Source organism: Microbacterium arabinogalactanolyticum (genome assembly GCF_030268005.1).
GTDB classification, from domain to species: Bacteria; Actinomycetota; Actinomycetes; order Actinomycetales; family Microbacteriaceae; genus Microbacterium; species Microbacterium arabinogalactanolyticum.
This window is the reverse complement of record NZ_BRZC01000004.1, coordinates 402894-423672: the sequence shown is the minus strand read 5'-3', so window position 1 is coordinate 423672 and position 20779 is coordinate 402894. Positions and strand designations below refer to the sequence as shown.

Below are 20779 nucleotides of genomic sequence, written 5' to 3'. Positions count from 1 at the left end.
CCGAGAGGGACGCTCGCCGGCGGCGGACGTCCCTCTGTTGTGGCGTCAGGCCTTGCGCATGTACGCCCGCACGGTGAGCGGTGCGAAGATCGCGACGATCACGGCTGCGCCGAGGATCGAGATCCAGGCATCCGCACCGAACGCACCGGTCGCCGTGAGATCGCGGACAGCCGTCACCAGGTGCGAGACCGGGTTGATGTTGACGAACCACTGCAGCCAGCCGGGCATGGTGTCGACCGGGACGAAAGCGTTCGAGAGGAAGGTCAGCGGGAACAGGATCAGCATCGAGATGCCCTGCACGCTCGACGCCGTGCGCGCGATCACCCCGAAGAATGCGAAGATCCAGCTGACCGCCCAGGAGCACAGGATCACGAGCAGTCCTGCCGCGATCACCGACGCGATGCCTCCGCCGGGACGGAAGCCCATCAGCGCACCCATGGTGAACGTGAGCACGGTGGCGATCGCATAACGGACCGTGTCGGCCAGCAGTGCGCCGGACAGTGGGGCGATGCGTGCGATCGGCAGGGATCGGAACCTGTCGAACACGCCCTTGTCCATGTCCTCACGGAGCTGCACGCCGGTGACGACCGAGGTGGTGATCACGGTCTGCACCAGGATGCCCGGGATGATCACCGGCAGGTAGGACTGCACGTCCCCTGAGATCGCGCCGCCGAAGATGTAGGTGAACATCAGGGTGAACAGGATCGGCTGCAGCGTGACGTCGATCAGCTGCTCCGGCGTTCGGCGGATCTTGATGAGCCCGCGCCCGGCCATCGTGATGGTGTTGCGCAGCGCGAGGCCGAGACCGGCGTGGTTCTTGAGCCGGCGTTCGGACGCCGGGGTGATGCGGGTGGCAGTGGGGGCGAGAGTGCTCATGCGCGCACCTCCTCCTTCTGTGAGGCGGCCGGGGCCGCGGTGTCGTCGGTGTCCGCCTCGGTGGAGTGACCGGTGATGGTGAGGAAGACCTCGTCGAGAGTGGGCTTCTGCACGCTCATCTCGTTGAGGCCGATGCCGGCCTCGCGGAGCACGATGAGCAGGTCCGCGACCCGATCGGCGTCGGTCATCGGAGCGGTGATGCGGGCGGCCTCGGGCGAGAGCACGCCCTGCACGCCGAGCACGCGCTCGATCGCGCGCAGCGCGTCCTCGGCGTCCGCGGGCTCCGTGAGTCTCAGCTGCAGCGAGGATGCTCCGACGGATGCCTTGAGGTCGTCCGGCGAGCCCTCGGCGACGACGCGACCGCGGTCGATCACGGCGATCCGGTCGGCCAGCTGATCTGCCTCGTCGAGGTACTGCGTGGTCAGCATCACGGTGGATCCGGTGCGGACCAGCTCGCGGATGGTGTCCCACATCTGTCCGCGGGTCCGCGGGTCCAGGCCGGTGGTCGGCTCGTCGAGGAAGATGAGCGGCGGCTGGGCGATGAGCGAGGCGGCGAGGTCGAGGCGTCGGCGCATGCCGCCGGAGAACTGCGCGAGCGGACGGCGCGCCGCCTCGGTGAGCCCGAACCGCTCGAGCAGATCCGCGGACTTGGCGCGGGCCTCGGAGCGGGTCAGCCCGAGCAGCCTCGCGAAGATCATCAGGTTCTCGTTCGCCGACAGCGTCTCGTCGACCGAGGCGAACTGGCCGGTCACGCCGATGAGCTGGCGGACGATGTGCGCCTCGCGGACGACGTCATGGCCGAAGATGCGGGCGTCTCCGCCGTCCGGACGCATCAGAGTCGCGAGCATGTTGATGGTGGTGGTCTTGCCGGCGCCGTTCGGGCCGAGGACTCCGTAGACGGTGCCGGTGGCCACGCGCAGGTCGACGCCGTCGACTGCGCGGTTCGCACCGAACACCTTCACGAGTCCGTCGGCCGCGATGGCCCATTCTGAGGTGGAGTTCGTCATGTGACGAGCATCCGCCCGGCCGCTGTCGTCGCACTGTCGGTTCGCTGTCGGCGACTGTCAGTCGCTGTCCGCGGGACGGTGTCGCCCCCGCGCGCTCCTAGGATTGAGACATGAGCTCTCGCATCGGCGTCGCAGTCATGGGCGCGGCGCTCTTCCTGTACGTCGTCGTCGCCGCCTGGTTCGCCGTGCTCATGTTCTCCGCCGCGACTCCGCTGTCGATCGCGTTCGGGGTGGGCCTGATCGTCATCGCGGTGATCGGCGGATGGGCGCTCGTGCGCGAGCTGATGTTCGGATTCTCCGCCGACCGGCTCGGGCGTCAGCTCGACGGGGAGGGTGGGATGCCCGAGGCACCGGAGGCCCTGAGCCCGAGCGGGCGCCTGCTCCGTGAGGACGTCGAGCCGATGATCGCGCAGTACACGACGGCGGCCGACGCGGACACCGACGACTGGCGCGCCCGGTACCGGCTCGGTGTCGTGCAGGAGGCGTCCGGACGCAGAAAGGACGCCAGGGCGAGCATCCGCGAGGCGATCCGCCTCGCTCGCGTCCGTCCCTGACGTCCCGCAGGACCGCCGAGGCGATCAGGCCAGGCTGGCCTCGAGGGTGATCTCGATGCCGGCGAGGGCCTGCGACACCGGGCAGCCGGTCTTGGCGCCCTCGGCGATCTCCTGGAACTTCTCGGGGGTCAGGCCGGGGACGGTGGCGTTCACGTTCAGGTGGCTGCCGGTGATGCCGGTGCCGGGCTTGAAGGTGACGGATGCCGAGGTGTTCACGCGCTCGGGCGGGGTGCCGTTCTCGGTCAGCGCGTGGGAGAGCGCCATGCTGAAGCAGGAGGCGTGAGCGGCGGCGATCATCTCCTCGGGCGTGGTGGTCGTGTCGGAGCCCTCGCTGCGGGCCTTCCAGTCGATCGGGAAGGTGCCGAGGTTCGAGCTCGAGAACGCGACGGTGCCGGATCCCTCGGTCAGGGAACCGGTCCAGGTGGCGGCGGCTTCGCTGGTGACGGGCATGTTTCCTCCAGGGGTCGCGATCATGCGGTGGACGCGGGTTCGCGTCGCTTCGCAAGCCTATCCAGGAGGCGGCTCCGGCGGTACCGGTCAGGCCGCGCGGGGACCGCGTCCGAACACGCCGGCGCGCTGCAGCAGCAGGTAGAGCTCGCAGCCGAGGCAGAAGCCGAAAGCGGCGTTCAGGAAGGCGGCGACGAACGCCATGGCCGTCGCGATCGGCAGCGCGAGCGGGACGCCCAGCACGTGCAGGAGCAGCCCGACGCCGACCACGAACAGGCCGACGCCCTGCGCGAAGCGCGGCGGTCGGGGATCCTCGAGGTCGGTCGGCGGGGCGAGACGCGGCCGCACCACGCGGCGGAACAGCACGCTCCACGGAGACGTCGTGGGGGAGACCACGCCCCACAGGAACAGCAGCGCGATCACGACCGTCAGCACGAACGCGGGGTCGAAGCGCGACCCGCCGATCCCGATCAGGCCCAGGAAGGTCGCCACCAGCAGAAGTGCGGAGGTGATCCAGGCGGCGAAGCGCGGCGCGCGCGGATCGATGCCGCGCGGTGCGGCGGGAGCGGTGTCGGTCATGAAGCCTCCTGGAGGACGGGCAGTTCGCTGAGTGCGGCCTCGACGTCCGCGCGGCGCGGCACGCCGTTGAAACGGGCGGCCAGAACGGCGTCCGCTCCGATGAGGAACGTCGTCGGTGTGCTGAGCACACGGTGCGCCCGAGCCAGATCGGGGCGGTGCGTCAGGTCCACGTCGACGTGGTCGACGGTCGGCAGAGCGGATGCGATGCCCTGCAGCATCCGTCGTACCTGCGGGCAGCGAGCGCACGTCTCGGTGCCGAACTGCACCAGCGTGACGCGCCCGGGCGTGACCCCCAGGTCGGTGAGGTCGACGACATCGGATCCACGGCGACGACGGCCGTCGCGGGCGCGCCAGACGACGCCGGCCACGGCGGCGATCACGACGAGCGCCCCCAGGACGAGCAGCGCGAGGATCGGGGACATGAGCCGAGGATAAGTCCGTCCGCTGGATGCGGGATCCGATGTGACGGATCATGACGGAACGCCTCCGACCCCGCCCCGGCGGGTATCGTGGCAGGCATGAGCGCCGCCGTCCCCACGCCCTATGAAGACCTGCTCCGCGACGTGCTCGAGCACGGCACCCACAAGGACGATCGCACCGGCACGGGGACGACCAGTGTGTTCGGCAGGCAGATCCGCTTCGACCTGTCCCAGGGCTTCCCGCTCATCACGACCAAGCGCGTGCACTTCAAGTCGATCGCGTACGAGCTGCTGTGGTTCCTGCGCGGCGATTCGAACGTGCGCTGGCTGCAGGAGCACGGCGTCTCGATCTGGGACGAATGGGCGGATGCGGACGGCGATCTCGGCCCGGTGTACGGCGTGCAGTGGCGTTCGTGGCCCACGCCCGATGGTGAGAGCATCGACCAGCTCTCCCAGGTGATCGAGCAGATCAGGGCGACGCCGGACTCGCGCCGCCTGATCGTCTCCGCCTGGAACCCGGCCGACATCCCCGACATGGCCCTGGCGCCCTGCCACGCCATGTTCCAGTTCTACGTCGCCGACGGCAAGCTCTCCTGCCAGCTCTACCAGCGCAGCGCCGACCTGTTCCTCGGCGTGCCCTTCAACATCGCCTCCTACGCCCTGCTGACCCTGATGGTGGCCCAGCAGACGGGCCTGGAGCCCGGTGACTTCGTGTGGACCGGCGGTGACTGCCACATCTACGACAACCATGTCGACCAGGTGCGCGAACAGCTCACGCGCGAGCCGTTCCCGTATCCGACACTGAACATCACGCGCACTCCGGAGTCGATCCTCGACTACCGCTACGAGGACTTCGAGGTGGTCGGCTACCAGCACCGCCCCGCGATCCGCGCGGCGGTGGCCGTATGAGCTGGGCCGGGCTGATCTGGGCCGAGGCGGAAGGCGGCGTCATCGGCGCCGCAGGCGGGATGCCCTGGCATGTGCCCGAGGACCTCGCGCACTTCAAGGAGATCACTCTCGGCGACCCGGTGATCATGGGCCGGCGCACCTGGGAGTCGCTCCCGGAGCGGTTCCGTCCCCTTCCGGGCCGGGAGAACATCGTCATCACCCGGCAGCAGGACTGGGCGGAGGAAGGCGTGCGGCGCGCGGCGGACATCGACGAGGCGGTCCGCGGGCTCGATCGCATGTGGTTCATCGGCGGCTCCGACATCTTCCGCCAGGTGATCGGTCAGGCCGATCGGCTGGAGGTCACCGAGCTGGACCTGCGGGTCGTGGGCGACGCATTCGCCCCCTCGCGGGATGGCTGGCGACTGGTCGACGAGGGGGAGTGGGAGACCTCCCGCACGGGCATCGGCTACCGCTTCCTGGGGTACGAGCGCTGATGCCCACCGCGCTGATCACGGGCGCCAGCGCCGGTCTGGGGGCCGAGTTCGCGCGTCAACTGGCCGCGAAGGGCGCGGATCTCGTTCTCGTGGCGCGCGGGACGGATGCCCTGAACACCCTGGCGGGTGAACTGCGCACGCAGCACGGCGTCGCGGTCGAGGTGCTCGCGGCTGATCTCGCTCAGGAATCCGACGTGACCCGTGTCGCCGAGCGGATCGCGGATGCCGGGCATCCGATCGACCTGCTCGTCAACAACGCCGGCTTCGGGCTGCCACTGCAGTTCGCCGACAACGACATCGAGGACGAGGTGCGCCATCTGCGCGTGCACGTCGAGGCGTCGATGCGTCTCATGCACGCCGGGATCCGCGCCATGCGGGGCCGCGGCGGACGCATCATCAACGTCGCCTCGGTCGCGGGGTTCATCTCGCGCTCCACCTACTCGGCCTGCAAGTCGTGGCTCATCGGGTTCAGCCGCTGGGCGAACGCCGAGTACTCGAGGGAGGGCGTGAGCGTGACCGCGGTCTGCCCCGGTTTCACGCACACCAGCTTCCACGCGCGGATGGGGCTCGCACCGGGGCACGAGGGGGTGCCGGGGCCGATGTGGCTGGACGCCGCTGATGTCGTGCGCGAGGGACTGCGGGACGCCGCGCGCGGCAGGTCCGTGTCGATCCCGTCGCTGCGATACAAGGTCATCGTCGCCCTGTCGCGTGTGCTGCCGAGCTCGTTGACCGCGGGCGTCGCCCGGCGGGGACGCGTCTGACCTTTCGGTGAGGTCCCGGCGGGGGAGCAGGCCGTCATGCGCACGGCATCGGGCGCATGCCACGGCATCCGACGCGATAACCTGAATCCATGACGCACATCGACAATCCGTTCGGGCAGGTCCTCGTCGCGCTGGTCACCCCGATGACCGCCGACGGCGAAGTGGACTGGCCCGCTGTCGAGAAGCACCTGGACCGCGTCATCAGCGACGGCGCCGACGGCATCGTCGTCACCGGAACCACCGGTGAGACCTCCACCCTGACGGACGCCGAGAAGATCAAGCTCGTCGAGGTCGGCAAGGATGTCTCCGCCGGTCGCGCGAAGATCATCACCGGCGGCGGCTCCAACGAGACCGCGCACGCGATCGAGCTCTACAAGGCCAGTGAGAAGGCCGGAGCCGACGGCATCATGATCGTCACGCCGTACTACAACAAGCCGACCCAGGCCGGCATCCTGACCCACTTCCGGCTGGTCGCGGACGCGACCGATCTGCCGGTCATCCTGTACGACATCCCGGGACGCACGGGTGTGCCGATCAAGTACGAGACGATCCTGCGCCTGGCCAAGCACCCGAACATCCTCGCCGTGAAGGACGCCAAGGGCGACTTCTCCGAGGTCAGCCGCGTGCTCAACCAGACGGACCTCATGTACTTCTCCGGTGACGACGCGAACGTGCTCCCGCACCTCGCGATCGGAGCGACCGGGATGATCGGCGTCACGGCGAACATCACGTCGGCGCCGTACCGCACGATCGTCGACGCCGTGAACCGCGGCGACCTGAAGACCGCGACCGCCGAGCACAAGCGCCTCGAGCCGCTGGTGCGCGCGGTCATGACCCACGTGCCGGGCACCGTCTCGGCCAAGTACATCCTGCACGGGCTGGGCCGCATCGGCAGCCCCCGAGTCCGCCTGCCACTGGTGGGACCGGAGGAGTGGGAGGCCGCGATCATCGAGGACGAGCTGGCGCTGGTCCACGACGTGCCCGGTGCCGACTTCTCCAACTTCCGTCCCGACCGCAACGCCGCCGCCGGCGGCGCACTGCCGAAGGTGCACGGCACCACGCGCTGACATCCCGGGCGCGTGGAGCGCCCGACCACGAACGGGCACTCGGTGTCCGACTGAGGAGACACCCATGTCCATCCCCATCGCCGCTCCCGAACCGCTCGCCCAGGGCACGCTCCGCGTGACGCCCCTCGGCGGTCTCGGCGAGGTCGGCCGCAACATGACCACCTTCGAATACGGCGGCAAGATCCTCATCGTCGACTGCGGTGTGCTGTTCCCCGAGGAGCACCAGCCCGGCGTCGACCTGATCCTCCCCGACTTCGAGCCCATCAAGCACCGCCTCGACGACATCGTTGGCGTCGTGCTCACGCACGGCCACGAGGACCACATCGGCGCGGTGCCCTACCTGCTGAGGCTCAAGCAGGACATCCCGCTGATCGGCTCCGGGCTGACGCTCGCGCTGGTGGAGGCGAAGCTCAAGGAGCACCGCATCAAGCCGTACACGCTGACGGTGACCGAGGGGCAGCAGGAGAGCGTCGGTCCGTTCGACCTCGAGTTCATCGCTGTGAACCACTCCATCCCGGATGCGCTCGCCGTCGCGATCCGCACGCCCGCGGGTCTGGCGCTCGCGACCGGCGACTTCAAGATGGACCAGCTGCCGCTGGACGGCCGCATCACCGACCTGCGCGCCTTCGCCCGCCTGGGCGAGGAGGGCGTCGACCTGTTCCTGGTCGACTCCACGAACGCGGACGTCCCCGGCTTCACGCCCACCGAGCGCTCCATCGGCCCGGTGCTCGACCAGGTGATCGGCAAGGCGCCGCGCCGCGTGATCGTGGCGAGCTTCTCGAGCCACGTGCACCGCGTGCAGCAGGTCATCGACGCCGCGCACGCGCACGGCCGCCGTGTCGCGTTCCTCGGCCGCAGCATGGTGCGCAACATGACCATCGCCGAGCAGCTCGGCTACCTGCACGTCCCCGAGAACGTGCTCATCGACTACAAGAAGGCCCGCGACCTTCCCGACGACCGCATCGTCTACATGTCGACCGGCTCGCAGGGCGAGCCGATGGCCGTGCTCAGCCGGATGGCCAACCTCGACCACGCCATCGAGCCGGGGCCCGGTGACACCGTCATCCTGGCCTCCAGCCTGATCCCCGGCAACGAGAACGCCGTGTACCGCGTGATCGACGGGCTCACCAAGCTCGGCGCGAACGTCGTGCACAAGGCCAATGCCCGGGTCCACGTCTCCGGCCACGCCGCCGCAGGCGAGCTGCTGTACTGCTACAACATCCTCAAGCCGAAGAACGTGCTGCCCGTGCACGGCGAGTACCGCCACCTGATGGCGAACGCCCGGCTCGCGCAGGACACCGGCATCGCCGAGGAGAACACCATCATCGGCTCCAACGGCACGGTCGTCGACCTGAAGGACGGCAAGGCGACCGTCGCAGGGCAGCACGACATCGGGTTCGTGTACGTCGACGGGTCCACTGTCGGCGAGATCACCGACGCGGATCTGAAGGACCGCCGCATCCTCGGCGAGGAGGGCTTCGTGTCGGTGATCGTGGTGGTGGACTCCGCCACCGGACGCATCATCTCCGGCCCCGAGATCCACGCCCGAGGCGTCGCCGAGGACGACAGCGTCTTCGACGACGTGGCCCCGAAGATCGTCGCGGCCCTCAAGGAGGCCGCCGGAAACGGCGTGCGCGACAACCACGCGCTCTCGCAGATCGTGCGTCGCACGATCGGCCGCTGGGTGAACCAGAAGCTGCGTCGGCGCCCGATGATCGTGCCGCTCGTCATCGAGGCCTGATCCCGCGGAAACCCGCGTCATTACGGCTGGATGTCGGCTCCTGGCCGTACCGTTGAGGCATGGCCAGGAGCACCACGAAGTCTGAGCGCGCGTCGGCGACGCCCGCGTCGCGTCCGAAGCGGCAGACGACCTCGCGCTCCGGTGCGAAGGCGGCGCCGGCACCGAAGAAGTACGTGGGCGAGGCGGACAAGCCGCCCGTCGGCGTGCGGATGTGGCTCGGCATCGCGCACGGCGTCGGTGCGCTGTTCCGCGCCTTCGGTCCGGAGTCCCTCGAGAAGGACGACCGGCGCGACGGCTTCCCGTTCCTGCTGGTGCTGCTGGCGTGCGCCGGAGCGGTCGTCGAGTGGTTCTTCATCGGCAACGAGATCGCGCAGTCCATCAGCGCCTACACCTGGGGGCTGCTCGTCGGGCGGGTGGCGTTCGTGCTGCCCGTGCTGCTGCTCTTCCTCGCCGGGTGGCTGTTCCGTCATCCGTCGTCCGTGCACGACAACGGCCGGATCGGGATCGGCTTCGGCTTCTTCGTGCTCGCCATGGCCGGCTTCTGCCATGTGGCCGCCGGCACGGCCAACAGCCTGGGGGAGATCGTCCGACCGCAGCCGAAGGACGGGATGCCGGCGCTCAGCGCAGCCGGCGGTCTGTTCGGCTGGATGCTGGGCGAGCCGCTCGCGCACCTCACCGCCGTCGTGGCGTACATCGTGCTCGGCATCCTCGCGGTGCTCAGCGTCCTGATCCTCACCAAGACCCCGCCGAACCGCATCGGCGAGCGGCTCGGCGACCTGTACTCCTGGATGTTCGGGGCGGAGCGCCCGCTGCGTGCCGCCGCCGTCGACGAGGCCCCGAAGGACGAGGACGACGGCGCCAAGGACGAGCTGCCCTGGTGGCGGCGCAACAAGACGGGCCGCGAGGAGGATCCCGACGACGGGGTCGACTCGAAGGCGATCACAGCCCTCTTCGACGAACCCGCAGGGGACGGCGCGTACGAGCAGGCCGTCGTCGTCGATCCGGCTCCGCAGGATGCCGCGACCGAGATCCTCAGCGACATCAGCGCGCTGACCGGGCTGCTCGACGAGCAGAACACCACCGCGCTGCTGGACGACACCGGATCCACCGGCGAGCTTCCCGGGCTGGACGGCTTCGGCACGGCCGGCCCCGGCGCGGGCGGTCCGCAGCCACCCGCGGCGCCGTACGTGCTTCCCAACCCGGGCATCCTCAAGGCCGGGCCGCCGCCGGTCACCCGATCGGATGCCACCGACCAGACGATCGCCCAGATCACCAGCGTGCTCGAGCAGTTCAAGGTCGACGCCAAGGTCACCGGCTTCTCGCGCGGCCCGACGGTCACGCAGTACGAGGTCGAGGTGGGCCTGGGCGTCAAGGTCGAGAAGATCCTGCAGCTGAGCAACAACTTCGCCTACGCGGTCGCCTCCAACGACGTGCGCATCCTCTCGCCGATCCCGGGCAAGAGCGCCATCGGCATCGAGATCCCGAACGTCGACAAGGAGACCGTGGCGCTCGGCGACGTGCTGCGCTCGGCCGCCGCGCAGAAGAGCACGCACCCGCTGACCATCGGCGTCGGCAAGGACGTCGGCGGCAAGTTCGTCGTCGCCAACCTCGCCAAGATGCCGCACCTCCTGGTGGCCGGATCGACCGGCTCGGGTAAGTCCAGCTTCGTGAACTCCATGATCACGAGCCTGCTGATGCGCGCTCGTCCCGCCGACGTGCGCATGGTGCTCATCGACCCGAAGCGCGTGGAGCTCACGTCCTATGCGGGCGTGCCGCACCTGATCACCCCCATCATCACGAACCCCAAGAAGGCCGCCGAGGCGCTGCAGTGGGTCGTGAAGGAGATGGACATGCGGTACGACGACCTCGCGTCGTTCGGATTCCGCCACATCGACGACTTCAACCGCGCGGTCCGTGCCGGCGAGGTCGAGGTCCCCGTCGGCAGTGAGCGCGTGCTCAAGCCGTACCCGTACCTGCTGGTCGTCGTCGACGAGCTCGCCGACCTGATGATGGTCGCCCCGCGCGACGTCGAGGACTCGATCGTGCGCATCACCCAGCTGGCGCGCGCCTCCGGAATCCACCTGGTGCTCGCCACGCAGCGACCCAGCGTCGACGTCGTCACCGGCCTGATCAAGGCCAACGTGCCCTCGCGTCTGGCCTTCGCCGTCACCAGCGTCACCGACAGCCGCGTCATCCTGGACGCCCCGGGTGCCGACAAGCTCATCGGACAGGGTGACGCCCTGTTCTCGCCGATGGGCTCCTCCAAGCCCTTCCGGCTGCAGGGCGCCTGGGTGGACGAGGCCGAGATCGCGACGGTCGTCAAGCACGTCACGCAGCAGGCCCGCCCGGAATACCGCGCGGACGTGCAGGAGGCGGCTGCCACGAAGAAGGAGGTCGACGAGGACATCGGCGACGACCTCGAACTGCTGCTGGCCGCAGCGGAGCTGATCGTGTCCTCGCAGTTCGGTTCGACCTCGATGCTGCAGCGAAAGCTGCGCGTCGGCTTCGCCAAGGCCGGTCGCCTGATGGACCTGCTGGAGTCCCGCGAGATAGTCGGCCCGTCCGAGGGCTCCAAGGCCCGCGACGTGCTCGTCACCAACGAGCAGCTGCCCGCGGTGCTGGCCAAGCTCCGCGGCGACACGCCTTCCGCACCCGCGGCCTCACCTGCAGCACCCGCGCCCGCGCCGGCCGAGCACGACATGTACGCGCAGGACCCGGTCGAGCAGCAGTTCCGGGACCTCCCCGTCGTCGAGAGCGAGGACGACGGCGACGAGGACGCCTGGGGCCTGACGGGCCGCGACTGATGGCGATCCCTCGGCAGCTGCCCAACGCGATCACGATCGCCCGCATCCCGCTGGCGGTCGTGTTCTTCGTGCTCCTGCTCCTGGCGGGCACCTTCGGAGCAGACAGCCTCACGATGCGCTGGGTCGCCGGCGCGCTGTTCGTGCTGGCCATCTCGACGGACTGGGTGGACGGCTACCTCGCCCGCCGGTACGACATCGTCAGCGACTTCGGCAAGCTGTGGGATCCGATCGCCGACAAGCTCCTCACCGGCGCGGGGTTCCTGGGCCTTGCGATCCTCGGCGAGGTGCAGTGGTGGATCGTGATCCTCATCCTGATCCGGGAGTGGGGCATCACCGTCCACCGCTTCATGATCGTGCACGAGCACGTCGTCGCCGCGGCCTGGATGGGCAAGATCAAGACCGTGGTCCAGGCGGTCGCGCTCAGCTGGGCGCTGCTGCCGCTGCACGTCTGGGTCGGGATGCCGGTCTGGACGATCACGACGCTCGTGCTCATGATCGCGGCGCTCGTGCTCACGGTCGCGAGCGGTGTCGACTACGTCGTCGCGCAGGTGCGCGGGCGCCGGGACCGGGCATGAGCGACGCCGAGCTCCTCGTCGCAGCCCTTCGCGAGCGCGGCTGGACGCTGGGCGTCGCGGAGTCGCTGACCGGGGGAGCGGTCGCCGCCGAGATCGTGTCGGTTCCCGGGGCATCCGCTGCGCTCTGGGGAGCGGTGGTCGCCTACGCGACACCCGTCAAGCACACGCTGCTGGGCGTGGACGCCGGTCTGCTCGCCGCGCACGGCCCGGTTCACCCCGATGTCGCCGTGCAGATGGCCGAGGGCGTGCGCCGCGCTGTGGCGGTCGACGGCAGGCCCGCGGACGTCGGCATCTCCACCACGGGCATCGCCGGCCCCGACTCACCCGACGGGCAGCCGGTCGGGACCGTGCACGTCGGGGTGGTCACGCCGGACGGAGCGCGTTCCGGATCCCACCTCTTCGAAGGATCGCGCGCGGAGATCCGCACGCAGGCGCGGGACGCCGCGATCGCGATGGCGCTGCGCGCACTGCGGGAATAGCGGATGCCGGAAGCGGGTTGTCCCTGATGTGCTCAGCAATCGACACACCGTCAGACCCGCATCATCCCTCACAACAGAACCACAGCGAGAAACAGTAGATTCAGCATCATCCAGTCGGGTTAGACTGGCCATCCACTCGGGGACCCCGAGGGGGATCGTGGAGAGGAGGTTCCGATGATCCTTGTCAGACAGGAGATCGGCGATGTGCTGCGGGACTTCCGCCTGCAGAAGGGGCGCACCCTCCGACAGGTGGCGAGCAAGGCATCGGTCGCGCTCGGTTACCTGAGCGAGGTCGAGCGCGGTCAGAAGGAGGCCTCCAGCGAGATCCTCGCCTCGGTCGCCGACGCACTCGACGTTCCCATCTCGACGATCATGCGCGAGGTCGGTGACCGCATCTCGGTCCTCGAGGGCCTGAGCAGCTTCCCGGACGTCGTACCGGACGACCTGGTCGCCTCGGTCGAGCCCGAGCTCTCGCTGCACTGATCGACCAGAGGCACGGATGCGACGCAGTGAATTCCTGCGCGCTGTCGACGACGAGTTCGGCGGGCGCGCGACGGCTCTCACGCACGACCTGATCCTCAGCGGGCTCGGCAGGACGGCGCTGGAGGCGCTGGACGCCGGCGTCCCGCCGCGGGACATCTGGCTCGCCCTGTGCGAGGAGGCCGACGTGCCTGCCGAGCGTCGTTACGGCGTGGGCCGGCTGGAGCCGCGACGGCGTTGAGTCACGCGGACTGAGCGCGAGCGGCGATCGAAACTCGAGAGCGACTGTGCGGCGTGTCGTCGAAGATGTGTTCGAGATGCGCGTATCGTTCTGCACAAGTGGTCCTGGTGTGATCTTCATCCACAGAAGGCGGCTCTCCCGACTCGATGTCGGAGGCCCCCTCTAGCGTGATGGATGTGGCACCAGCCATACGCCTTGTCGCAGAGTCGATCCATCCCGGAGAGGCCGCGACAGCCTACAGGCGGCAGCATTCGAGACACTGAGGAGCACGTCATGCCATCCACCGACGACCGCGAGAAGGCACTGGATTCCGCACTCGCTCACATCGAGCGTCAGTTCGGCAAGGGATCGATCATGCGACTGGGCAGCGACGAGCGCGCCCCCGTCGAGGTCATCTCCACCGGCTCGATCGCCCTGGACTCCGCGCTCGGCATCGGCGGCCTTCCGCGCGGCCGCATCATCGAGATCTACGGCCCCGAGTCCTCCGGTAAGACCACGCTCACGCTGCACGCCATCGCCAACGCCCAGCGCGCCGGCGGCATCGCCGCGTTCATCGACGCGGAGCACGCACTCGACCCCGAGTACGCCCGCAAGCTCGGCGTCGACATCGACCAGCTGCTGGTCTCCCAGCCCGACACGGGTGAGCAGGCCCTGGAGATCGCCGACATGCTGATCCGCTCCGGTGCGATCGACCTGGTCGTCATCGACTCCGTCGCCGCCCTCGTCCCCGAGGCCGAGATCAAGGGTGAGATGGGCGACTCGCACGTCGGCCTCCAGGCTCGACTGATGTCGCAGGCCCTCCGAAAGCTGACCGGTGGGCTGAACCAGACCAAGACCACGGCCATCTTCATCAACCAGCTGCGCGAGAAGATCGGCGTCTTCTTCGGCTCGCCCGAGACCACCGCCGGTGGTAAGGCGCTGAAGTTCTACGCGTCCGTGCGTCTGGACATCCGCCGCATCGAGACTCTCAAGGACGGTGCCGAGGCCGTCGGTAACCGCACCCGCGTCAAGGTCGTCAAGAACAAGATGGCTCCGCCGTTCAAGCAGGCCGAGTTCGACATCCTGTACGGCATCGGCATCTCCCGTGAGGGCAGCCTGATCGACTTCGGCGTCGAGCACGGCATCGTCAAGAAATCCGGCTCCTGGTACACCTACGACGGCGACCAGCTCGGCCAGGGCAAGGAGAACGCCCGCAACTTCCTGATCAAGAACGAGGACATCGCCGTCGCGATCGAGACGCAGATCAAGCAGAAGCTGGGCATCGGTGTGAAGGCCTCGACCGAGGCTCCGGCTGACGAGCTCGCCGAGCGTCGTCCGGCCTGATCATGGGGCACGCGAACGGGGGCGAGGAGCACCTCGCCCCCGTCATCCCTCTCTTCGGCGGCGCGCGATCGTCAAAGACGGGCGCGTCGCCGCGCCGAGAGTCCGACTCCGAGTCCGACGGTGTGCCCCGGCGCACCGGTGACGAGGGCCTCTGGCGCTCCGCGCTCATCGACGGCCCGCGACGCAGATTCGACGCGCCTGCTGAGCACTCGGATGCCGAGGCCGAGGCGGGCCCCGATGCCGAGGCGCCCGTCGACCCCGAGGAACTGCGCCGTCGTGCCGAGGAGGTGCTGGTGCGCCGTCTCCGCGGCAAGCAGCTTTCCGTGTCCGAGGCGCGCTCCGTGCTCCGCGAGAACGATGTCGACCGGGACACGATCGAGGACATCCTCGACGAGTTCCAGCACCGCGGCTATCTCGACGATCGCACCCTCGCACAACTGCTGGTGACCTCCGGCGTCGAGCGCAAGGGGCAGGGCAGGATCGCGCTGTCCCGCGCGCTGTCGCAGCGTGGAATCCCGCGGGACGTCGTCGAGGAGGCGCTCGAGGAGCTTCCCGATGACGACGCCGAGCGCGCCCTCGAGTTCGCGCGCAGCAAGGCATCAGGGATGTCACGATTGGAGCCGGACACGGCGCTGCGCCGCCTGCTCGGTCAGCTCGCCAGGCGCGGCTACGGCGGCTCGGTCGCGATGAACGCCGCGCGCACGGCGCTGCGCGAGGCAGGGAGCGGCCGCAGCGGAGTGCGGTTCGTCGACTCCGACTGACGGCTGCGCCGAGGGCGCTGGGGCCTGGCCGTCGGCGGCGACGCCGCACCCCGCGGCGGATCGTAGAATGGCTGGATCATGTCTCTTCTCTCCTCCGAACCGACGATCATCGCGCCCTCCGCGGCCGCGATCGACGCCGACGGTCGCCACCGCTCCTATGAGGTCCGCACCTTCGGCTGCCAGATGAACGTGCACGATTCCGAGCGCCTCTCGGGCTCGCTGGAGAGCGCGGGGTACGTGCCGGTCGCCGAGGGTGAGGACGCCGACATCGTCATCATCAACACCTGCGCCGTGCGGGACAACGCAGCGGGCAAGCTCTACGGCACGCTCGGGCACCTCAAGTCCCGCAAGGACAAGCACGAGGGCATGCAGATCGCCGTCGGCGGATGCCTGGCGCAGATGGACCAGCAGGCCGTGCTCGACAAGGCTCCCTGGGTCGATGTCGTCTTCGGCACGCACAACATGGGCTCGCTTCCCGGGCTGCTGGAGCGCGCCCGACACAACGGCGACGCGGAGCTGGAGATCCTCGAGTCGCTCGAGGTGTTCCCCTCGACGCTCCCGACCAAGCGCGACTCCGCGCACAGCGGGTGGGTGTCCATCTCGGTCGGCTGCAACAACACCTGCACCTTCTGCATCGTGCCGAGCCTGCGCGGCAAGGAGAAGGATCGCCGTCCGGGCGACATCCTCAGTGAGATCCGCCTCCTCGTCGAGGACGGAGCGATCGAGGTGACCCTGCTCGGCCAGAACGTGAACTCCTACGGCGTCGAGTTCGGCGACCGTCAGGCGTTCAGCAAGTTGCTCCGTGCCGCGGGCGAGATCGAGGGACTGGAGCGCATCCGCTTCACGAGCCCGCACCCGGCTGCCTTCACCGATGACGTCATTGCTGCCATGGCCGAGACCCCCAACGTCATGCCCCAGCTGCACATGCCGTTGCAGTCCGGCAGCGACCGGATCCTCAAGGCGATGCGGAGGTCGTACCGCAGCTCGAAGTACCTGGGCATCCTCGACCGCGTACGCGAGCGCATCCCGAACGCGGCGATCACCACCGACATCATCGTCGGCTTCCCCGGCGAGACCGAGGAGGACTTCCAGGAGACCATGCGCGTCGTCGAGCAGTCGCGCTTCTCCGGTGCCTTCACCTTCCAGTACTCCATCCGCGAGGGCACGCCCGCCGCGACCATGGCCGACCAGGTGCCCAAGGAGGTCGTGCAGGAGCGCTACGACCGGCTGATCGCCCTTCAGGAGCGCATCTCGCTGGAGGAGAACCAGAAGCAGGTCGGCCGCGAGGTCGAGGTGCTGGTCTCTGTCGGCGAGGGCAAGAAGGACGCCGAGACCCACCGCCTCACGGGGCGCGCCGAGGACAACCGTCTGGTGCACTTCGAGGTCACGCCCGGCTCGGATCTGCCCCGTCCGGGTGACGTGGTGACGGTCACGATCACCCACGGCGCACCGTTCCACCTGCTGGCCGACGATCCGACCGGCGCTCCGCTGCGCATCCGGCGCACCCGCGGCGGCGATGCGTGGGATCGTGCGCAGGCCGCCAGCTGCGGCGTACCTGCTCCCGCCGGGCAGGCGGCGGGAGTACCGCGCGCCGTCTCGCTCGGACTGCCGACCCTGCGCGTCGGGGTGTGACGGGCATCCTCTCGTCGCGCTCGCTCGCAGGTCTGCGCACGTCTGCAGACCTCGAGCCCGTCGACTGCGGAGTCACGCAGAGCTGCGGAGTCGTGCGGCGCCGTGAGCGGGGATCAGCATGACGGCGCGGGTCTGGGCGGTCGTGGGCGCCACGGGGACCGGGAAGAGCGAACTCGCCCTCCAGCTCGCCGAGGCGCTGCGCGCGCGCGGCAACCCAGCCGAGATCGTCAACGCGGATGCCATGCAGCTGTACCGCGGCATGGACATCGGCACGGCCAAGCTCTCGCCTCCCGAGCGCCGCGGGATCCCGCATCACCTGTTCGATGTCCGCGAGGTGACCGAGGATGCCGCGGTCGCCTGGTATCAGCCGCTCGCCCGCGCGTCGATCCACGCGATCCACGAGCGCGGTGGCGATGCGATCCTCGTCGGCGGCTCGGGACTGTACGTCTCGAGCGTCGTCTTCGACTTCCGCTTCCCGCCGAGGGACGCTGCGGTGCGTGCGCGACTAGAGGCTGAGCTCGACGAGAGCGGCGCGGGCGCGCTGTTCGCGCGACTGCAGCAGCAGGACCCCGCGACGGCGGAGCGGATCGACCCGAAGAACGGCCGTCGCATCGTGCGGGCACTCGAGGTGCTCGAGCAGGGCGGAGCAACCCACGGCGCCGCACTGCCCGAGAAACCGGAGCTGTGGCATCCGGAGACCCGGATCCTTGGCATGCACACGGAACGCGAGACCCTCGTCGAGCGACTCGACCGACGCGTCGAGCGGATGTGGGCCGACGGAATGCTCGACGAGGTCGCGGCGCTCCGCCAGGCCGGCCTGGAGCGGGGCGTCACCGCCTCCCGTGCCATCGGCTACGCGCAGGCTCTCGCCCAGCTGCGCGGCGACGTCACCGAGCAGCAGGCCATCGCGGAGACCCAGGCGCTCACGCGCCGATACGCCCGACGCCAGCTGTCTTGGTTCAAGCGCTATCCGGGGATCGAGTGGCTCGATGCAGGCACAGCGGCCCCGGCAGGGCTCATCGACGCCTGACGGGGACGCCTGACGGGGTTGTCAGTGTCGGTGGCCCTCGCCACGATGGGGTGATGACCACCCACTACTACACCGCCTCCAGCCTGGACGGATTCATCGCCACCGTCGACCACTCCCTGGACTGGCTCCTGCGACAGGACATCGACGAGGACGGCCCGATGGCGTACTCAGGGTTCCGCGAAAGGCTTGGCGCGATGGCGATGGGTGCGCACACCTACGAATGGATCATGCGGCACGACGAGGGCGGCTGGACCTACACGCTGCCGACCTGGGTGTTCACGCACCGCGCGCTCGACGTGCCGGACGGCGCCGACATCCGGCTCACGCAGGAGGACGTCCGCGTGGTGCACAGCGAGATGGTGGAGGCCGCCGGCGACAAGGACATCTGGATCGTCGGCGGGGGAGAGCTGGTCGGCCGGTTCGCCGATGCCGGGCTGATCGACGAGCTGTGGATCCAGTACGCGCCGGTCACACTCGGCGCAGGGGCTCCCGTGCTCCCGCGCGCCCTCGACCTCGAGCTGATCGATGTGGCGCGCAACCGGAACTTCCTGTGCGGTCGGTACCGTGTCACAGGTACCCTCGACGACGCGCAGGATGGAGCACAGGCATGACTGCAGAGATCAGGACCTTCGACCCGGCCGACACCGAGGATGTCGTGGCGCTGTGGGAGGAGGCGGGCCTCACGCGCCCGTGGAACGACCCGCGCGCCGACATCGAGCGGATGCGGGCGGTCTGGCCCGACCTGCTCATCGTCGCCGTCGACGACGACCGGGTCGTCGGCACCGTGATGGCGGGATACGACGGGCACCGCGGATGGATCTACTATCTGGCCAGCGCCGCCGATCGGCGCGGCGAGGGCATCGGGCGCATGCTGGTGGGCGAGGCCGAGCGCAGGCTGCTCGCGCTCGGCTGCCCGAAGGTGCAGCTCATGGTGCGTCCGGGGAACGAGATCGTCTTCGCGTTCTACGACCAGGTCGGCTACGAGCGGTTCGACATCGGCATGACGGGCAAGCGGCTGATCGTGGACACTCCGACCGGGGCGTCCGCCTGAGCGCCGGCCTGTCCGCCCCTCTCTAGACTGTTGGCATGGTCGCATTCACCAAGGGACACGGCACCGGCAACGACTTCGTCATCATCGAGGACGTCGACGGCACCCTCGAGCTGACGCCGAGCCAGGTGCAGGCGCTCTGCGACCGGAACTTCGGCATCGGTGCGGACGGCGTGCTCCGCGTGGTGCGGTCCTCAGCGATCTCCGACGGCGCGGCCGCCCTCGCCGAGGAGCCCGCAGCGGAGTGGTTCATGGACTACCGCAACGCAGACGGCTCGATCGCCGAGATGTGCGGCAACGGCATCCGCGTCTTCGCCCACTACCTGCTGCGCTCCGGCCTGGCCGAGCTCGAGGCGGGCTCGACGCTGCCGATCGGCACCCGTGCCGGTGTGCGCGACGTGATGCGCTCCGAGAACGGCTATCAGGTCGACCTGGGCCGCTGGCGGCTGGCCGGCGGTGAGCCCCTGGCGCGCGCGGCGGGACTGTCCGTCGCGCGGCCCGGTCTCGGCATCGATGTCGGCAATCCCCACGTGGTGGTCGCTTTGGCATCCGACGAGGAGCTCGAGGGACTTGACCTCAACCCGACGCCGGTGCTGGAGCCCGCCCCGCCGGCAGGCGCGAACGTCGAGTTCGTCGTGCCCGGGGAGCCCCTCGTGCGGGATGGAGTCGGTCAGGTGCGGATGCGGGTGCACGAGCGCGGCGTCGGTGAGACGCTCAGCTGCGGTACAGGTGTCGCGGCCACCGCGCTGGCGGTGCGGCACTGGGCGGGCGAGCGCGCGCCGCACCAGTGGCGGGTCGAGGTGCCCGGCGGCACGCTGGGCGTGCGGATGTTCCCCGCCGAGGACGGCGAGCACGTCGCACTCTCCGGCCCGGCGCAGCTGGTCTACCGCGGCGAGATCGACCTCGTCTGAGCGAGGGCGCCGGTCACTCCGCGACGTCGATCGGAGCCGTCGGCGGCGTGCCGTGCCGGCGCACCTTGAGCACCCGGTAGCCCTTCCCCGTGGCGGCGCGGTGCACGCTGTATCCCGGGGTGAACGTCGCCGTCATCCAGCGCTGCAGGGAATCCGAGCCGAGGTTGCGCTGCACGACCATCCACGCGTCACTGTGCTCGTCCAGCCGCGGGATCCAGTGCTCGAGCATCTCGTGCAGGATGCCCTTGCCGACGCGGATCGGCGGGTTCGAGCGGATCGTGCGGAACAGCACGTCATCGGGAACATCGTCGGGCGTCACGGCGTTGACATTGGTGAGGCCCAGGGACTCGGCGTTGCGCCGGGTCAGATCGAGCGCCCGCTCGTTGACGTCGACGGCCCACACGGTCGCGTGAGGGGCGGCCAGGGCCATGGTGAGCGTGATCGGCCCCCACCCGCAGCCGAGGTCGAGGAAGTCGCCCCCGGGCGGCAGGGGAGGCATGTTGGCGAACAGCACGGCCGTCCCCGCATCCAGGCGATCGGGGCTGAAGACGCCACCCGCAGTGGTGAGGTCGAGTTCCCGTCCCGCGAGGGTGACATGGATGGTGCGCAGGTTCTCTGCACTTGCCGGGGCCGCGCTGAAGTAGTGGTCGGACGGCATGGAG

General features: G+C 69.4%; 24 protein-coding genes. 18 read left to right on the top strand and 6 right to left on the bottom strand.

Annotation, left to right across the window (positions count from 1 at the left end):
- Window positions 1-45 precede the first annotated feature (45 nt).
- Window positions 46-876 (bottom strand): ABC transporter permease, encoded by an 831-nt coding sequence (locus tag MIAR_RS06540; RefSeq protein WP_285633056.1) that lies wholly within the window; start codon window positions 874-876, stop codon window positions 46-48.
- On the bottom strand, window positions 873-1883 hold the full coding sequence (locus MIAR_RS06535; RefSeq protein ID WP_285633053.1) for an ATP-binding cassette domain-containing protein: 1011 nt from the start codon (window positions 1881-1883) through the stop codon (window positions 873-875). Before MIAR_RS06535 ends, MIAR_RS06540 begins: the two co-directional genes overlap by 4 nt.
- A gap of 110 nt (window positions 1884-1993) precedes the next feature.
- On the opposite strand from MIAR_RS06535, the gene MIAR_RS06530 reads away from it, so the two are divergent.
- A complete protein-coding gene (locus MIAR_RS06530; RefSeq protein ID WP_285633050.1) occupies window positions 1994-2437 on the top strand; it encodes a hypothetical protein in 444 nt (147 codons plus the stop codon).
- 24 nt (window positions 2438-2461) lie between these two features.
- On the opposite strand, the gene MIAR_RS06525 is transcribed toward MIAR_RS06530, so the two are convergent.
- The 3 genes from MIAR_RS06525 to MIAR_RS06515 form a co-directional block, all read right to left on the bottom strand.
- Window positions 2462-2887 (bottom strand): OsmC family peroxiredoxin, encoded by a 426-nt coding sequence (locus MIAR_RS06525; protein WP_285633047.1) that lies wholly within the window; start codon window positions 2885-2887, stop codon window positions 2462-2464.
- An 87-nt stretch (window positions 2888-2974) separates the two neighbouring features.
- The gene (locus tag MIAR_RS06520) at window positions 2975-3463 is read right to left on the bottom strand and encodes a DUF4395 domain-containing protein (RefSeq protein WP_285633045.1); all 489 of its coding nucleotides are present in this window, start codon (window positions 3461-3463) and stop codon (window positions 2975-2977) included.
- A complete protein-coding gene (locus MIAR_RS06515; RefSeq protein ID WP_285633043.1) occupies window positions 3460-3885 on the bottom strand; it encodes a TlpA family protein disulfide reductase in 426 nt (141 codons plus the stop codon). The genes MIAR_RS06520 and MIAR_RS06515 overlap by 4 nt, the downstream gene beginning before the upstream one ends.
- A gap of 96 nt (window positions 3886-3981) precedes the next feature.
- On the opposite strand from MIAR_RS06515, the gene MIAR_RS06510 reads away from it, so the two are divergent.
- The 17 genes from MIAR_RS06510 to dapF all read left to right on the top strand — a co-directional run bounded on the left by MIAR_RS06510 (window position 3982) and on the right by dapF (window position 20117).
- Entirely contained in the window at window positions 3982-4791 is an 810-nt protein-coding gene (locus MIAR_RS06510; protein WP_285633041.1) for a thymidylate synthase, read from the top strand.
- Window positions 4788-5264, top strand: a complete 477-nt coding sequence (locus MIAR_RS06505) for a dihydrofolate reductase (RefSeq protein ID WP_285633039.1) — start codon at window positions 4788-4790, stop codon at window positions 5262-5264. The genes MIAR_RS06510 and MIAR_RS06505 overlap by 4 nt, the downstream gene beginning before the upstream one ends.
- Window positions 5264-6025 carry an SDR family NAD(P)-dependent oxidoreductase gene (locus MIAR_RS06500; RefSeq protein WP_285633038.1) on the top strand — a complete coding sequence of 254 codons (762 nt, stop codon included), beginning with the start codon at window positions 5264-5266 and terminating at the stop codon, window positions 6023-6025. Before MIAR_RS06505 ends, MIAR_RS06500 begins: the two co-directional genes overlap by 1 nt.
- An 89-nt stretch (window positions 6026-6114) precedes the next feature.
- A complete protein-coding gene (gene dapA, locus MIAR_RS06495) occupies window positions 6115-7092 on the top strand; it encodes a 4-hydroxy-tetrahydrodipicolinate synthase (protein WP_285633036.1) in 978 nt (325 codons plus the stop codon).
- Between the two features lie 64 nt (window positions 7093-7156).
- Window positions 7157-8833: a ribonuclease J gene (locus MIAR_RS06490; RefSeq protein WP_285633034.1), complete on the top strand. Its 1677-nt coding sequence runs from the start codon at window positions 7157-7159 to the stop codon at window positions 8831-8833.
- Window positions 8834-8892: 59 nt separating this feature from the next.
- Window positions 8893-11637, top strand: a complete 2745-nt coding sequence (locus MIAR_RS06485) for a DNA translocase FtsK (RefSeq protein ID WP_285633032.1) — start codon at window positions 8893-8895, stop codon at window positions 11635-11637.
- Entirely contained in the window at window positions 11637-12212 is a 576-nt protein-coding gene (gene pgsA / locus MIAR_RS06480; RefSeq protein ID WP_285633030.1) for a CDP-diacylglycerol--glycerol-3-phosphate 3-phosphatidyltransferase, read from the top strand. Before MIAR_RS06485 ends, pgsA begins: the two co-directional genes overlap by 1 nt.
- Window positions 12209-12691: a CinA family protein gene (locus MIAR_RS06475; protein WP_285633028.1), complete on the top strand. Its 483-nt coding sequence runs from the start codon at window positions 12209-12211 to the stop codon at window positions 12689-12691. Before pgsA ends, MIAR_RS06475 begins: the two co-directional genes overlap by 4 nt.
- A gap of 174 nt (window positions 12692-12865) precedes the next feature.
- Entirely contained in the window at window positions 12866-13174 is a 309-nt protein-coding gene (locus MIAR_RS06470; protein WP_285633026.1) for a helix-turn-helix domain-containing protein, read from the top strand.
- Between the two features lie 16 nt (window positions 13175-13190).
- Entirely contained in the window at window positions 13191-13412 is a 222-nt protein-coding gene (locus MIAR_RS06465) for a DUF3046 domain-containing protein (RefSeq protein ID WP_285633024.1), read from the top strand.
- Between the two features lie 273 nt (window positions 13413-13685).
- Entirely contained in the window at window positions 13686-14735 is a 1050-nt protein-coding gene (recA, locus tag MIAR_RS06460; RefSeq protein ID WP_285633022.1) for a recombinase RecA, read from the top strand.
- Window positions 14736-14857: 122 nt separating this feature from the next.
- Window positions 14858-15496 (top strand): regulatory protein RecX, encoded by a 639-nt coding sequence (locus tag MIAR_RS06455; protein WP_285633020.1) that lies wholly within the window; start codon window positions 14858-14860, stop codon window positions 15494-15496.
- Window positions 15497-15574: 78 nt separating this feature from the next.
- Window positions 15575-17128, top strand: a complete 1554-nt coding sequence (miaB, locus tag MIAR_RS06450; protein WP_285633018.1) for a tRNA (N6-isopentenyl adenosine(37)-C2)-methylthiotransferase MiaB — start codon at window positions 15575-15577, stop codon at window positions 17126-17128.
- A 118-nt stretch (window positions 17129-17246) separates the two neighbouring features.
- A complete protein-coding gene (gene miaA, locus MIAR_RS06445) occupies window positions 17247-18158 on the top strand; it encodes a tRNA (adenosine(37)-N6)-dimethylallyltransferase MiaA (RefSeq protein ID WP_285633016.1) in 912 nt (303 codons plus the stop codon).
- Between the two features lie 53 nt (window positions 18159-18211).
- Entirely contained in the window at window positions 18212-18769 is a 558-nt protein-coding gene (locus tag MIAR_RS06440; RefSeq protein ID WP_285633013.1) for a dihydrofolate reductase family protein, read from the top strand.
- Window positions 18766-19209, top strand: a complete 444-nt coding sequence (locus MIAR_RS06435) for a GNAT family acetyltransferase (protein ID WP_285633010.1) — start codon at window positions 18766-18768, stop codon at window positions 19207-19209. The genes MIAR_RS06440 and MIAR_RS06435 overlap by 4 nt, the downstream gene beginning before the upstream one ends.
- A gap of 35 nt (window positions 19210-19244) precedes the next feature.
- Window positions 19245-20117: a diaminopimelate epimerase gene (gene dapF, locus MIAR_RS06430; RefSeq protein WP_285633007.1), complete on the top strand. Its 873-nt coding sequence runs from the start codon at window positions 19245-19247 to the stop codon at window positions 20115-20117.
- Window positions 20118-20130: 13 nt separating this feature from the next.
- On the opposite strand, the gene MIAR_RS06425 is transcribed toward dapF, so the two are convergent.
- On the bottom strand, window positions 20131-20775 hold the full coding sequence (locus tag MIAR_RS06425; protein ID WP_285633004.1) for a class I SAM-dependent methyltransferase: 645 nt from the start codon (window positions 20773-20775) through the stop codon (window positions 20131-20133).
- Window positions 20776-20779: the final 4 nt, after the last annotated feature.